12 protein-coding genes are annotated in these 14,028 nt (G+C 66.7%); 3 read left to right on the top strand and 9 right to left on the bottom strand.

Translation table 11 applies throughout. The annotated features are described in order from the left end of the window. The first annotated feature begins 406 nt into the window (after positions 1 to 406). The gene (locus G3N64_RS27355) at positions 407 to 1,210 is read left to right on the top strand and encodes a hypothetical protein (RefSeq protein WP_205786697.1); all 804 of its coding nucleotides are present in this window, start codon (positions 407 to 409) and stop codon (positions 1,208 to 1,210) included. Between the two features lie 984 nt (positions 1,211 to 2,194). Here the strand turns inward: G3N64_RS27355 and G3N64_RS27360 are convergent. Next, complete coding sequence (locus G3N64_RS27360) at positions 2,195 to 2,770, bottom strand: DUF308 domain-containing protein (RefSeq protein ID WP_205786725.1); 576 nt, start codon at positions 2,768 to 2,770, stop codon at positions 2,195 to 2,197. A 274-nt stretch (positions 2,771 to 3,044) separates the two neighbouring features. Here G3N64_RS27360 and G3N64_RS27365 point away from each other — a divergent pair, with 274 nt between their 5' ends. After that, complete coding sequence (locus G3N64_RS27365; RefSeq protein ID WP_205786698.1) at positions 3,045 to 4,520, top strand: HD domain-containing phosphohydrolase; 1,476 nt, start codon at positions 3,045 to 3,047, stop codon at positions 4,518 to 4,520. A gap of 183 nt (positions 4,521 to 4,703) precedes the next feature. On the opposite strand, the gene G3N64_RS27370 is transcribed toward G3N64_RS27365, so the two are convergent. The 8 genes from G3N64_RS27370 to G3N64_RS27405 form a co-directional block, all read right to left on the bottom strand. Continuing rightward, positions 4,704 to 5,012 (bottom strand): EthD family reductase, encoded by a 309-nt coding sequence (locus G3N64_RS27370; protein ID WP_205786699.1) that lies wholly within the window; start codon positions 5,010 to 5,012, stop codon positions 4,704 to 4,706. Positions 5,013 to 5,072: 60 nt separating this feature from the next. Beyond that, a complete protein-coding gene (locus tag G3N64_RS27375) occupies positions 5,073 to 6,554 on the bottom strand; it encodes an MFS transporter (protein ID WP_205786700.1) in 1,482 nt (493 codons plus the stop codon). Between the two features lie 50 nt (positions 6,555 to 6,604). After that, a complete protein-coding gene (locus G3N64_RS27380; RefSeq protein WP_205786701.1) occupies positions 6,605 to 7,201 on the bottom strand; it encodes a TetR family transcriptional regulator in 597 nt (198 codons plus the stop codon). Between the two features lie 132 nt (positions 7,202 to 7,333). Further along, entirely contained in the window at positions 7,334 to 8,806 is a 1,473-nt protein-coding gene (locus G3N64_RS27385; RefSeq protein WP_205786702.1) for an NAD-dependent succinate-semialdehyde dehydrogenase, read from the bottom strand. 103 nt (positions 8,807 to 8,909) lie between these two features. After that, the gene (locus G3N64_RS27390) at positions 8,910 to 9,401 is read right to left on the bottom strand and encodes a winged helix-turn-helix transcriptional regulator (protein ID WP_006749694.1); all 492 of its coding nucleotides are present in this window, start codon (positions 9,399 to 9,401) and stop codon (positions 8,910 to 8,912) included. A gap of 85 nt (positions 9,402 to 9,486) precedes the next feature. After that, positions 9,487 to 10,887 (bottom strand): aspartate aminotransferase family protein, encoded by a 1,401-nt coding sequence (locus G3N64_RS27395; RefSeq protein ID WP_205786703.1) that lies wholly within the window; start codon positions 10,885 to 10,887, stop codon positions 9,487 to 9,489. Positions 10,888 to 11,047: 160 nt separating this feature from the next. After that, on the bottom strand, positions 11,048 to 11,974 hold the full coding sequence (locus G3N64_RS27400; RefSeq protein ID WP_205786704.1) for a glyoxylate/hydroxypyruvate reductase A: 927 nt from the start codon (positions 11,972 to 11,974) through the stop codon (positions 11,048 to 11,050). 14 nt (positions 11,975 to 11,988) lie between these two features. After that, complete coding sequence (locus G3N64_RS27405; RefSeq protein WP_205786705.1) at positions 11,989 to 12,849, bottom strand: GNAT family N-acetyltransferase; 861 nt, start codon at positions 12,847 to 12,849, stop codon at positions 11,989 to 11,991. Between the two features lie 467 nt (positions 12,850 to 13,316). Between G3N64_RS27405 and G3N64_RS27410 the strand changes: the two genes are divergently transcribed. Then, positions 13,317 to 13,985 carry a haloacid dehalogenase type II gene (locus tag G3N64_RS27410; RefSeq protein ID WP_175004178.1) on the top strand — a complete coding sequence of 223 codons (669 nt, stop codon included), beginning with the start codon at positions 13,317 to 13,319 and terminating at the stop codon, positions 13,983 to 13,985. Positions 13,986 to 14,028 lie beyond the last annotated feature (43 nt).

The raw sequence follows: 14,028 nt of genomic DNA on the forward strand, positions 1-14,028 counted from the left end.
GTTCTTTGAGCCAGCTGAATGGAGGAACGAGCAGCTCGTAAGAAAGGGGAGCCACGATTGCTCCTGTCGCTGCTCTGCGTCCCGCGAACGGCTGCTTCCGGGATAGCCCGACGGCTGCTCCGGGTCGAAAGTGCCTATTCGCTGAGCCTGACAGCAGACGTTCGGTGCAGATGCTCAGCCGAACGTCCGCAAGATAGCGTCAAGTCGACCTACCGCAGCCGACACGTGAACGCCTGCAAAGGCCGAGCACTTGCCGCTCAGCGCGTAGGCACGGGGCCGCTGATATCCGGTTAAACAGCCGTTGAGGCTGCGCGGGCGCCAACGGCGGTAGTGGATCGATTGATCGCCATGTCCTCCACGAAACAATCGACAACTTGGAACTATACTGGGCAACCTGGAGGCTTCCATGACCGATCACGACAGACTGCATCCACTACGTCCGCTCCTGAAAAATTGGGTTTGGGAGCATGGTCGAATCGGGACTCGCTATCTGGACTGCGTTGATGGCGAAATCAGGTTTGACGAGGGCAAGAAGTCGCATTTCGCGGCCGAGAAATATATCTATGTGCCCCTTGGCAAGGGCGCTGAAGACGATGCATCTACGGAGGGTCCTGCGATCCACGAGGCTGGACTTGCCCGTTTTTTGCGGGCCGCGCAGTTGGGTACGCCGGAGGAGGCCGGTTCTGTAGCGGATGTCCAGCGCGCAGTGCAGGACTGCGTGGAGATTGGCCTGTTCAGCGCATATCAATGGGAGGCTCGAAAGGCGTTTGACCGATACGCGCAGGAACCAATGTTCGATGACGAGATCCGCGCGGCGGTTGTCGACGACATCCGGCGCATTTACGCCGGCATGCGGGAGCAACTGGCGCTGTACGATTTCAGTGTGCTCCACGGCTTGCCCATGCCGCTGCTTATCGGCGACACGCCCTTCATCGACTGGCGCGTGCGTGCCAGTCCGGCACTTCCGTTTGTATCGCTTCCGCTGGGACCTTACTGCCTGCTGGTAGGCGCGCCGTCAGGCAGGAAAAGCCGAATCGCCCCAGTCGTCTGGAAGGCCGCTGCCGCGATGGGCCCGTTGAAGGATCACAACCGCCAAATCGAGGAGCAGGCACGTCTGTGGCTGGTGGCGACCACGGATGACCAACTCGTCGCTGCGCAAAGCCGCATTGCTGCGGCCATCGGTTCCAGGCAAGGGAATGTGAAACCCTGACCGAAGTTGACCTTAAGCAGATCGGCGGCGGCGGCTGAGTTATGAGCGGTAGTCCGTTGCCTCGTCGGGCGGTTACTGCCTACAAATATCGTCGGATCACCGGGTTTCCCTGCTTTTCCGTACCTTGCAATGCGGTAACGTCGCCATGCGGCCATGAGGCGACAGTCGACCGCGCTCACGAATGGGCCCCTTACGCTTGCAAGACGGCCAATGCACAAGGTTGGCTAGCGTCATCCGCGCGCCTCTGGATTGCCCGAGTTTACCAGCGGCCCGCACGGGATCGCTCGAAGTTCACCATTCGGCTAGTTGTCGGCGATGGTGAGCGGCAGCTATCGGCCAGAAGCAGCCGGTCGGATCGTCAGCTCAAGAACTGCCATCCAACGTAGAAGTGACCGGCCTGCGCGGCATTTCGCGCAGATCCGATCGACTGCCGGGTTAGAAGGGCAAATTAACTAGAGCCCCTGTCATTTACTCTTTGGGGGATTGCTAGATTTGCTAGGTTTGAGCGATGGTGTATTTCCTGGTGTGGTCTTGTTATCACGGCGGCGCTGATCCGGTTTCCCTGTTGATTTTGCTATCGGCTTTGGTCCTGGTTTAAGTGCCATGAATGTTCTCCTTTGTGGTTTAAAAATTACAGTGTGCGAGTACCTTCTAACTTGGTTTCAGGACAACAGCGTTGCCGTGTAACAGCCCGCACGAGTGCTGGCTGAAGCACGTTGCTTCACTTTACCCATGAACGGCAGTGCGCGCGAGCGGGTTTTCACGTATGGATGAAGATTCTGAGCGCCTGCTGTCGACCTGCATCGGCGCCAGCTTTGGGTCGTAAGCATCTTTTTTGTTGGTAAGAACGGGATTCCTTTCATCGAAGTAGAATCCCATGCAACCGAAACGCCTGAGCGGCCGCTTTAGGGAAGGATGATTGACCGCTCGGGGTCGTTCAGAGCCATTCGCGGCCGCGTACATGTCTTCATTTCGACCAACGGCTCACGACACGCTGCGCCGCATCCCCCGCACCTGCAGCCAAATGGCGGATATCAGGAAATAAAGCGCACCTACTCCCGCGTAACCGGCGATCTTCACGATCGCGGGCGGCATCGGCGCGTGGCTTTGGACAATGAAGAACAACCCGGCCAGCGCCGACTGCGCGCCGCTCAGGATCATCACCCACTGTGCGCCGGCATGCTTCCAGCGCCGCACGGCTGTGCCGAGCTGCAGCGCGCCGGAGAGAATCGCCCAGACGCCGAACACCGCGAGTACCGCGGGCAGGCCCGCATTCAACGCCGGAAATACCGCCAGTGTCGTGACGACGCTGATCGCGACGTTGACCGCCTGTGTGCGGTTTGCCGCCATCCCGCCGCTGCGGGACAGGTCGACGAAATTGGCGAGCGCATCCCAGGCCGGATAAACGACCAGCAGGGCCGCCGCGCCGGCCGCGCTCTGCCGGCCGACGGAAAACGCCAGCGCGACCCAGATCAGCGAGAACACCGCCCGGGAAAAGTAGTACCGTTTCAGCCATTGTTCGTCGGCAGGGGGACGAAATTCGGGGTAGCGGTCAGCCATTTGCACTCCTTCGTACATTGAGTCGTCGATCCGGCCGGCATGCAGGGTTTCGATCACGCAGATGCGCCACCGACCGGATCTCCAGTGCGCCGAGTATCGCAATCGTCCGCGCCTGCCGCCATCGGTCAGATGTCCGATGGCGAAGTCGGCCGGCAACCTGCACCGATGCGGGCGGACATCGCGCCGGAGTGGCCGCGACGCGCATGTTCATGCACGCCGGGACGCCGTCGCGTATGATCGTTTTCCCGTCCTCGCGAATGCCTCCTCCCATCCGATGTCCGACGCCGAAGCTCGTCACGCTCCGCTGCGCATAGTCGACGCCGTACGCGCGCTGGCCTTCATCGGCGATCTCAGCATGGGTCAGCCGACCGACCATTCGCCGCGCACCGGCTGGCTGGCGGCGCAGCTCGCGCACGCGGCACGATTCGATGCATCGGTGTGCGACACGACTCGCGAGGTGGCGCTGTTGCGCTGGTCGGGCTGCACGGCGAACGCGGCAGGTTTCGCGCAGGTATTCGGCGACGACGTCGCGATTCGCGCCGCGATGCTCGAGAACCGGCCCGGCATGGCTGAAGCGACCGGCGGCGCGGGTGTCGCGCTGATCCCGCTCGCGCAGATTCATTGCGAAGTCTCGGGCGAGGTGGCGCGAATACTCGGCCTGTCCAGCGCGACGGAAACCGCGCTGCGGCATATTTTCGAAACCTGGGACGGCAACGGGCTGCCTGCGCGGCTCGTGCGCGAACAGGTGCCGCCCGCCGTGTCGATCGTCGCGCTTGCGGGCGACCTCGACGTGTTCAGCCGCACGTACGGCATCGAGCGGGCCCTCGAACTGATCGGACAACGCGCGGGGTCACGCTATCCGGCCGTGCTCGTCGAGACGGCTGCGCGCGATGCACCGCGCTGGCTGGCGGCGCTCGAGCACATGGCGCCCGCCGACCTGGACGCCGCATTGGCCACGCCGGACATGCAGGGCGCGACGTCCGCCGAATTGATTGCGGACGTCATCGATCTGAAACTGCCGTGGATGACGGGTTTTTCGCGTTCGGTCGCCGCGACGGCGGCCGCGTGTTACGGCCGTCTGTCGCCGGACGAGGCCGCGCGCGAACGCGTGTACCGCGCCGGACTGATTCATGGCATCGGCAGGGCCGCGGTGCCGAACGACGTGTGGAATCTGCCGACGCGGCTGCCTGCAAGCGCGTGGGAAAAGGTGCGACTCGTGCCGTACTGGACCGAGCGCGCCGGCAAGCAGACCGGCGCGCTCGGCGACGCCGCGGTGCTTGCGTCGTATGCCTACGAACGGCAGGACGGTTCGGGCTATTTCCGCGGCGTGCGCGATGCGGCGCTGACGCTGGAAGCGCGTGTGCTGGCGGCGTCGCTGGCGTGGGTCGCGTTGCGCTCGGCGCGTCCGTGGCGCGCGGCGCTGAGCGATGCGGCCGCCGCCGGCCAGTTGCAGGAAGAGGCGGCCTGCGGCCGGCTATGCGGCGAAGTGGTGGCCGCGCTCGTGAAGGGCGGGCCGCCCGTGCTCCGGCGCATCGCCACGGGCGCGTCGGCCGCCGGCCCGCGCCTGTCCGCGCGGGAAATCGACGTCCTGCGGGCGATTTCCCGCGGCGCGAGCAACAAGCAGGTCGCGCAGGCGCTCGCGATGAGTCCGAGCACGGTGCGCACGCATGTCGAGAAGGCGTTCCGCAAGCTCGAATGTTCGACACGCGCCGCGGCGACCCTCAAGGCGTCGGCGCTGGGGCTGCTCTGACGCGCTCCGCGACGCGGATTCGCTTTCGTGTGTGTGCCGACGATGCGGGCTTTGAAGCCCTGCCCGTCCGGTGGTGTGTCTCGCGTAACGGTTGCTGTCCCTATACCTGATCGTTCGCGCCGCTATCGGACAAGTGACCGATGGCGCCGGCCGGAATCGATGCATGGCGGCGCGCGATCGCCGCTACGACACGCGCGAGAACACATCCGCGATGTGCCGATCGGGTTCGATATCGGTGAACGCATCGATATCGGCCATGACGTCTGCCGTCTCCGCGGACGCGAACGCGGCGTCCAGCGCCGCGCTGTCCTTGAAACGGCACATCGCCACGACGATAAGTTCGCTATCCTCACTTTCTGGGAAGAACGCGTCGATATAGTCGAGCCCGTACGGTTTCCAGGATTTTTCTACCAGCGGAATGTGTTGCTCGACGTAGTAACGGGAATCGAATCGCGTGCCGGCGGCTCGGCGATAGGAAACGATGAAGTACATGAAGACCCTCCAGGTCGGACTGACGCGGCGATGATTGTCGATACGGGCAAATACGCGCGATCACGGCCGTTTGCGTTCAGGGCCGAAGCCCGGACGGGCGGCAGCCCGCATCGAGGTATGCGCAGCGGGCGCGCGTGCGAGCGAGATGCCCAGCGCGGCGCCGACAGCGAGGAAGAGCGAGATCGACAGGAGTGCGACGATGAACGCGTGCGCGATGGCCGCCGGATCCTGGCGCGTGCCGAGCGTCGTATAGAAAATGCCGCCGATGATCGCCACGCTGAGCGACGTGCTGACCTGCAGCGTCGAGCTGGCGATGCCGGCGATCATGCCGGAAAGCGCCGGTGCGACGCGCCCCGTCACCATCCGCATCAGGGTCGGCAACGCGAGACCTTGTCCGAAACCGATGACGAAGAGAACGACGGCGAGGGGCGCGGCAGCGAGCGGTATCCCGATCGGCGTGACATCGATCAACCACGCGAGGCCGACGAGGCCGACGATCTCCAGCCCCATGCCGAACGGATTGACGTAAGCGCCGATGGCACGTGCGCAGAAGGGCGTCGACAACGGGCCGAGCAGGAACCCCACGCCGAACGGCAAGAACACGAGGCCCGCGCTCAGCGCGTCGACGTGCAACGCATTCTGCAGATACACCGAGAACAGCAGGAAGAACGCGCCGATCGAGTACAGCAGCAGCGCGATCAGCAACGCTCGTCCCAGCCCCGGTGCGCGCAGCGCGGCCGGATCGAGCAGCGGTGCGCCGCCGCGGCGGCCCAGCCGGCGCTCGTAGCGCCAGAAGAACCCGGCGAGGGCCGGCACCGCGAACAGCGACACCCATGCCCATACGGGCCAGCCTGCTTCGCGCCCCTCGATCAGCGGCACGATCAGTGCGCCCAGCGTCAGCATCGACAGCGCGGTGCCGCCGAGGTCGAGCTTGCGCGCATGCTGCGCACGCGTTTCCTTCAACAGCGGAATCCCGAACAGGACGACCAGAATCGCCAGCGGCAGGTTGACGAGGAAGATCGTGCGCCAACCCAGATTCAACAGATTCAGCGAGATCAGGATCCCGCCCAGCGCCTGCCCGATCACGGCGGCGAGGCCGAATACCGCACCGTACAAGCTGAGCGCGAGCGGCTTTTCCGATTCGGGGAAGATCGCCTGGATCGAAGCGAGCGCCTGCGGCGCCATGATCGCGGCCGTCACGCCCTGCAGCGCGCGGCCGACGATGAGCGTCCACGGCGAACTCGCGAGACCGCACAGCGTCGACGCGATCGCAAAGCCGATCAACCCGAGGAAAAACACGCGGCCGCGGCCGAACAGGTCGCCCAATCGCCCGCCGGTGATCAGCGTCACCGCGTACAGGCCCGCGTACGACGAAATGACGAGTTGCTCGGCCGACGACGAGGCGCCCAGTTCCGCGCGGATCGACGGCAGCGCGACATTGACGATGAAGAAGTCCAGCGGCGGCAGGAACGCGCCGACGAGCAGGACCGAAAACATGGCCCAGCGACGCGGGTCGGGCGATACGGGATCATTCCGTGACATGAACGGCTCTCCATACGGAACTAATCGGTTCCAAATTGGGTAAAAAAATATCAGTCGAGGATGCGCATCGTGCGGTCGACCAGCGCGAGCATGTCGCGCTCGGGCACGCCGGTTTTCCCCAGCACGCGCATGCCCTCGACCTGGCAGACGAGCAAACGCGCCAGCACCTGTTCGTCCTGCTCGGCGATCTCGCCGCTCGCCTGGCCACGGACGATCGCACCGGCATAGAGCTGCTGCAGCCGCCGGAACATGCGCCCGGTGCGTTCCGCGACATCCGCGTCGCGCGCGGCCAGTTCCGTAGTCATCGCGACCGCGAGACATCCCCGCCGGCCCGCCTCGCCAACGGACAGGCGCGCATAGCGCAGCAGCGAATCGCGAATCGCATCCTTCACGGCACCGGGTTGCGACAGGATGTCCGCGGTCGCCTTGAGCCCGTCGGCCATGTACAGGTCGAGCGCCGCCAGCAGCAGCGCCTTCTTGTCGCCGAACGCCTTGTACAGGCTGCCGCGCGACAGGCCGGTGCCGGCCATCAGGTCGGGCAGGGACGCGCCTTCGTATCCGCGGTCCCAGAAAACGTCCATCGCGTCGCGCGCGGCATCGCCAAGTTCGAATTCGCGGGGACGGCCCACGCCAGCCGGATTTGCCATTGATCGGTTTCGCAAACGATGCGGTGCCTGAAGTTGGATTTATTATATGGACCGATCGGTTCCGATGTCAACGCGTGTGTGTCGACCGGGTGCGGCGATGGCCGTCCTCGCGGACGGCCCGGATTCATCCGATCAGTCGAGCCCGCCCTGGCACAGGTACTTGATCGACAGGTAATCGTCGAGCCCGTAGCGCGAGCCTTCGCGACCATAGCCCGATTCCTTCACGCCGCCGAACGGCGCGGCCTCGCTCGCGAGCGCGCCTTCGTTGATGCCGACGATGCCCGTTTCGAGCCGTGCCGATACGCGCGCGATGCGCCGCACGTCCTGCGTGTAGAAATACGCGGCGAGCCCGAACGGCGTGTCGTTCGCGGCGTCGACCGCTTCGTCCTCGGTATCGAAGCGAAACAGCGCGGCGACCGGGCCGAACGTTTCCTCGCAGGTCAACTGCATGTCGGCGGTGGCGTCGGCGAGCACCGTCGGCGCGTAATAGTTCGCGCCGAGCTCGGTCAGGCGCTTGCCGCCCGCGAGCACGCGCGCACCGCGTTCAACGGCGTCGCCGACGTGGCGCGCGATCTTGTCGACCGCGCGCGCGTTGATCATCGGGCCGATCTGCGCGGCCGGGTCGGTCGCCGGCGCAACCTTCAGCGCGGCGACGCGCGCGGCGAGCTTCTGCGCGAACGCATCGTAGACGCCGGCTTGTACGTACACGCGATTCGGCGACACGCACGTCTGCCCGCCGTTGCGGAACTTGGCGGCCATCAGCCCGTCGACCGCGGCATCGAGTTCCGCATCGTCGAACACGATGAACGGTGCATTGCCGCCGAGCTCCAGCGACAGCTTCTTCAACGTCGCCGCCGAGTCGCGCGCGAGCAGCTTGCCGACGGCCGTCGAGCCGGTGAACGTGATCTTGCGCACGCGGCCGTCGGCGAGCCAGTCGGCGGCCGCGTCGATGCCGCGCTCGCGTGACGCTGTGATCAGGTTCAGCACGCCCGCGGGCACGCCGGCTTCGTGCGCGAGGAAGGCGAGCGCGAGCGCGGTGAGCGGCGTGTCCTCCGCCGGCTTCGCGACGACCGTACAGCCGGCCGCGAGCGCGGGCGCGATCTTGCGCGCGATCATCGCGAGCGGGAAATTCCACGGCGTGATCGCGGCGACGACACCGATCGGCTCCTTCACTGCACTCAGTCGCTTGCCGCGCTGCTGCTGCGGAATGATGTCGCCATACGTGCGCGTCGCTTCCTCGGCGAACCACAGCACGTACGACGCACCGTACGCGACCTCGCCGCGCGCTTCGGCAAGCGGCTTGCCCTGTTCGCGCGACATCAGCTTCGCGAGATCGTCGGTGTGCGCGACGATCGCCGCATGCCACGCGCGCAGGATCGCCGCGCGTTCGCGGGCAGGCGTCGCGCGCCAGGCCGGCAGCGCGCGGGCTGCCGCATCGGTCGCCGCGCGTGCGTCGGCGGCGCCGCTGTCAGGTGCGTGGGCAACGGTGTCGAGCGTCGCCGGATCGGTCACGTCGAAACGGCGGCCGTCGAGTGCGTCGCGCCACGTGCCGTCGATCAGGTTGGCGGAGCGCAGGAGTTCGGTGCGGGTCAGCGAAAGCGGCATGGCAGTTCCTTGGATGAAGCGGTTCGGCGACGACGGTGCCGGCGCGCGACTGTCCCCTACGGACAGCGGCGCTGCCGTATTGGCGGGTGCCGCACGCGGTGTGTCAGTGACGTTCGCCGAACAGCGATTCGAGCGGGTAGTGCCGTTTGACGAACGGCGATTTGATGATCACGTAACTGAAATACTTCTCGATGCCGATGTTCTGCTCGAGCAGCCCTTCGACGATCGTCTGGTAATGGCTCACGCTGCGCGTGATGAACTTCAGCAGATAGTCGTAGCCGCCGCTCGCGAGGTGGCATTCGACGATCTCGTCGACGTTGCGGATCGCGGCCACGAAGCGATCGAAATCCTCGCGCCGGTGGTCGGCCAGCGTGACCTCGGTGAACACGACCTGCACGTCGCCGAGTTTCTCGAGCTGGATGTGCGCGCCGTAGCCGCCGATGTAGCCGGCCTTCTCGAGCCGCTTCACGCGGATCAGGCAGGGACTGGGCGACAGCCCGACCGCATCGGCCAGCTCGACGTTGGTCATGCGGCCGCGCTTCTGCAACTGGGAGAGGATGCGCAGGTCGATGCGATCCAGCTTGCTGTCCGTCATGTTCACGTGAAGAGGCAAAAATGGAATGTCCGGTTACTTTAGAGTCGAACGATGGCGGCCACAAGCCCGGCTTTCCCTTGGCCGGTCAGGCCGGCTGCGCGTGCGCGGCGTCGAGCGCCTGCTGCACGCCCGCGTCGGCCAGCACGTCGTCGAGCGTCTTGCGCACGCGCTCGAACAGCAGGTCGAACTCGCCCGCGGTGAAGCTCAGCGCCGGCGCGAAACCGAGCACGCCGTCGCCGAAGGCGCGAAACACCACGCCGTTCGCGTACGCGGCCGCCGCGATCTTGTCGGGCACGTTCAGCGCCGCGTCGAAGCGCGTCTTGCGCGCCTTGTCGGACACCAGTTCGAGCGCGCCGAGCAGGCCGACCGAGCGCGCGTCGCCGACGAGCGGATGCGCGCGCAGCGCATCGAGCCCCGCCGCGAAGCGCGGCGCCATCGCCTGACCGTTCGCAAGCAGCCCGCCTTCGTGATAGAGCTTCAGCACTTCGAGGCCGATCGCCGCGCTCACCGGGTGCGCGGAATACGTATGCCCATGACCGACCACGGCCGACTCCGCGCGGCTGCCCGCGAGGCCTTCGTAGATTTCGTCGGACATCAGCACCGCGCCCATCGGCGCATAGCCGGCGGTCAGGCCCTTCGCGACGGTCATCAGGTCCGGATCGACCTGTTCGGCCTCGCATGCGAACAGCGGGCCCGTGCGGCCGAAGCCGGTGATCACCTCGTCGGCGACGAACAGGATGCCGAGGCGCCGGCACGCGTCGCGCATCGCCTTCAGCCAGCCGACTGGCGGCACGATCACGCCGCCCGAGCCTTGCACCGGCTCGCAGAAGAACGCGGCGACGTTGTCCGCGCCGAGTTCGGCGACCTTCGCTTCGAGCGCGGCGACCGACGCGGCGATCAGCGCTTGCGGATCGTCGCCGAGCGGATGGCGATAGGGGTACGGCGACGGGATATGGTGCTGATCGGCGCGCGGCAGGTCGAAGTGACGGTGGAACGCCGGCAGCGCGGTGAGGCCGGCGCCGACCGACGACGAACCGTGATAGCCGCGTTCCAGCGCGATCATCTGCTTCTTGGTCGGGCGGCCGGTCGCGTTGAAATAGTGCGTGATGAAACGGATCGCGGAATCGACCGCATCCGAGCCGCCGAGCGTGAAGTACACCCGATTCAGCGACGGCGGCGCGAGTGCGGCGAGTCGCTCGGCAAGCTCGATCGCCGGCTGCGAGCCGAAATGGAAATAACCGGTCGCGTACGGCAGCTTCGCCATCTGGTCGGCGGCGGCTTTCACGATGCTGTCGCGGCCGTAGCCGACGTTCACGCACCACAGGCCCGAGAACGCGTCGAGCAGCGTATGGCCGGCGGCGTCGCGCAGGAACACGCCGTCGGCGGATTCGAGCACGGTGACGCCGCGCGCTTCATGCGCACGGTAGTTGACGACGGGGTGGATCAGGTGTTGACGATCGGCTTCGATCAGCGCGGCTTGGTTCATGGAAGGCGGGACTCTCGTCAGGTGTCAGCGGTGAGTTCATGCTAACGGGCGAGAAATCCGCATGCGTCTTCAATTTGCGGCCCGAAACGTATGCGCGCGGCGTTTGTGCGGGGCGCTTCGGCATTTTCTGCTGCGCGCCCGGCGGGCCGGGCGCGTCAGGTCAGTAGCCGCGCGTGCGATCGACGACGCCGATCATCGGCTGCCCCGCGCGATGGCGCGCGAGGTTCGCGAGCACCGCGTCGACCGCGGTGTCCGGCCGCGTCGCGCTGGCGATGTGCGGCGTGAGGCGAATACGCGGATGCGTCCAGAACGGATGGGCGGCCGGCAGCGGTTCGGGATCCGTCACGTCGAGGATCGCGCTGTCGAGGCGGCCGCTCGCGAGCGCCGCGAGCAGCGCGGCTTCATCGAGCTGCGGGCCGCGCCCGACCTGCACGAGCGACGCGCCGGCCGGCAGCGCATCGAACACGCGTGCGCCGAGCAGCCCGCGCGTGCTGTCGGTCAGTGGCAGCAGGCAGATCAGGATGTCGGTGCGGGCGAGGAACGCGTCGAGCGCCGCGTCGCCCGCGTAGCAGTCGACGCCGTCGAGCGTGCGCGGCGTGCGGCTCCAGCCGGCGCACGGGAAGCCGAAGCGCCGCAGCGTATCGAGCACGGCCTGGCCGAGCGTGCCGAGCCCGAGCACGCCGATGCGCCGCGATGCGGCCGCGCGCACGGGATGCTCGCGCCACACCTGGTCGCGCTGCTGGGCCGCATAGTCGAACAGGTCGCGATGGATCGTCAGCACGGCCTGCGTCACGTATTCGACCATCCCTTCGACGATGCCCGGCTCGATCATCCGCACGACGGGGATGTGCGACGGCACGCGCGACAGGTCGAACTGGTCGATGCCGGCGCCGACCGAGAACACGACTTCGAGATTCGGCAACAGCGCGACCGGATCGTCCGGCGGCTGCCATGCGGCGAGATAGCGGACGGCTTCGGCGTCGCCGAGGTCCGGCCAGATCCGGAACGGCAGATCGGGCGCTTGTTGCGCGAAGCGCGCTGCCCACTGCGCGCCGCGCACCGGGTCGGCCTTGTACAGAAAGCTCATCGTCGGTGTCCCCTTCAGCCGAGTGCCTGGCTCACGATCGCGAACGCACGCAGCGCCGGGTCGCGCGCCGGCGTGGCGCCGCGCGCCATCGCGACGACGGTATCGACGCGCGGCAGCCCGAGCCCCTCCAGCCAGTCGGACAGCCCGCTGTCGCTGGGCAAGTCGAGCCGCACGAACATCCCCTCGTTCAACGCGAGCCAGTGGCTGATCAGCGCCTGCGCGCGCAGCGCATCCGGCGCGATCACCGGGCCGACCACGTGGCCGCGGCCGAAACGGCGGAACAGCGCGAAGCCGAGCAGCTCGCCGTCGCGATCGAGCGCGATGCCGTTCGCGACGTCGAGCAGCGCATCGGTCACCGCGCTCCGTTCGTAGCCCGCCGCGCGCGACGCGAGCGCGGCGAGGCGCGGCCCGTCGTTGGTGCCGAGCGGGCGCAGGCGCTCGCCGGGCGGCAGCGAGATCAGCGGCGGCCGGAATGCCGCGCCCTGATGCTGGTCGATCGTATCGATCGGCTCGAAGCCGAACGCCGCGTACAGCGGCTCGCGTCCCGGCGTCGCATGCAGAAAGACGGTTCGTGTACCGAAGCTGTCGAGCGCGCGGGCGAGCAGTTCGCGCTCGATGCCGTCGCCCGCACGCTCGGGCGACACGATCAACATGCCGAGCGCCGCGTGCGATTCGCCGAGGCGCCAGCCGAGTGCGGTCCCCACGACGCCGGCCTCGTCTTCGGCCACGAAGCCGCTGCCGAGCTGGAACGCGAAGCGCCAGTCGTCGAGCCGGTGCGGCCACTTGACGGCTTCCGACAGACGATGCGCGGCCGGCAGGTCGGTTTCGGCGAACGGGCGATAGGTAAGCGTGCGGGAAGAATTGAGGTCGGACACGCCGGACTCCGGATGGGTGGGAATGACATGTCGACTCTGCCAGCGCCCCGGCGGCGCGGATAGGACGATTCGCCTGTTTTCGGGCGGTGACGGGCGCGCCCGCGAGATCGACGCAAACCCGTTCGATCGACGCGCACGAACGCGCGGATCGTGCCGACGCGGCCGGTCAATCCGGCCACGCGTGCTGTGGAATGCCACTACGATCAATGCACGGCGGCGCGGCCGCCTGCCGAAGGGCCGCTACCGGCAGACGGGCCCGCTGTGGTCGCGCGGCGCCCATCGGCCGGCCGGGCCGCGCCGTGCCCGATCGCGCCGCAGATCGTGCTGCATGTGCCGGGCAACTTGCGGCGATTCTGCGTTTTGAGCGGCGCCGAACGATGCGCGAACGACTTTTTGCCCTGATTCAATTTCGTTAAACCCAGCCCACCCCCGGCCCTGCCGGGGCTTCACACCGACAGGACCTGACCATGATCCAGTTTGAACCGAAGTACATCACCTTCGACTGCTACGGCACGCTGACCCATTTCCGGATGGCCGAGACGGCGCGCGAAATCTATGCGGATCGGTTGTCGCCGGCCACGATGGAGGCCTTCGTGCGCGCGTTCGCCGCCTATCGGCTCGACGAGGTGCTCGGCGCGTGGAAGCCGTACCGCGACGTCGTCGTCAACGCGATTCGCCGCACGTGCGCACGGGTCGGCGTGACGTTCGACGAAGCCGAGGCCGAGCTTTTCTATCATGCGGTGCCGACGTGGGGCCCGCACCCGGACGTGCCGGCCGGGCTGTCGCGGCTGGCGTCGAAGTACAAGCTCGTGATCCTGTCGAACGCGATGGACGAGCAGATCATGAGCAACGTCGACAAGCTCGGCGCGCCGTTCCATGCGGTGTTCACCGCGCAGCAGGCGCAATCGTACAAGCCGCGCATGCAGGGCTTCGAATACATGTTCGACAAGCTCGGCTGCAAGCCCGAGGACGTGCTGCACGTGTCGTCGAGCCTGCGCTACGACCTGATGACGGCCGAGGATCTCGGGATCAAGCACAAGGCGTTCGTGAACCGCGGCCACGAGCCGGGCACGCCGTTCTACAACTATTACGAAGTGTCGGACATCGGCCAACTGGCGACGCAGCTTGGCCTGTAAGTCGCCTGCGCCGGCCGATTCATCGACCGGCGCGACGGGACGA

This window comes from Burkholderia sp. Ac-20344, assembly GCF_017104975.1.
Classification (GTDB): Bacteria; Pseudomonadota; Gammaproteobacteria; order Burkholderiales; family Burkholderiaceae; genus Burkholderia.

Coding starts and splice junctions, on each gene's coding strand:
- G3N64_RS27355 (WP_205786697.1), top strand. CDS start 407: ATGACCGATCACGACAGACTGCATCCACTACGTCCGCTCCTGAAAAAT.
- G3N64_RS27360 (WP_205786725.1), bottom strand. CDS start 2,770: ATGGCTGACCGCTACCCCGAATTTCGTCCCCCTGCCGACGAACAATGG.
- G3N64_RS27365 (WP_205786698.1), top strand. CDS start 3,045: ATGTCCGACGCCGAAGCTCGTCACGCTCCGCTGCGCATAGTCGACGCC.
- G3N64_RS27370 (WP_205786699.1), bottom strand. CDS start 5,012: ATGTACTTCATCGTTTCCTATCGCCGAGCCGCCGGCACGCGATTCGAT.
- G3N64_RS27375 (WP_205786700.1), bottom strand. CDS start 6,554: ATGTCACGGAATGATCCCGTATCGCCCGACCCGCGTCGCTGGGCCATG.
- G3N64_RS27380 (WP_205786701.1), bottom strand. CDS start 7,201: ATGGCAAATCCGGCTGGCGTGGGCCGTCCCCGCGAATTCGAACTTGGC.
- G3N64_RS27385 (WP_205786702.1), bottom strand. CDS start 8,806: ATGCCGCTTTCGCTGACCCGCACCGAACTCCTGCGCTCCGCCAACCTG.
- G3N64_RS27390 (WP_006749694.1), bottom strand. CDS start 9,401: ATGACGGACAGCAAGCTGGATCGCATCGACCTGCGCATCCTCTCCCAG.
- G3N64_RS27395 (WP_205786703.1), bottom strand. CDS start 10,887: ATGAACCAAGCCGCGCTGATCGAAGCCGATCGTCAACACCTGATCCAC.
- G3N64_RS27400 (WP_205786704.1), bottom strand. CDS start 11,974: ATGAGCTTTCTGTACAAGGCCGACCCGGTGCGCGGCGCGCAGTGGGCA.
- G3N64_RS27410 (WP_175004178.1), top strand. CDS start 13,317: ATGATCCAGTTTGAACCGAAGTACATCACCTTCGACTGCTACGGCACG.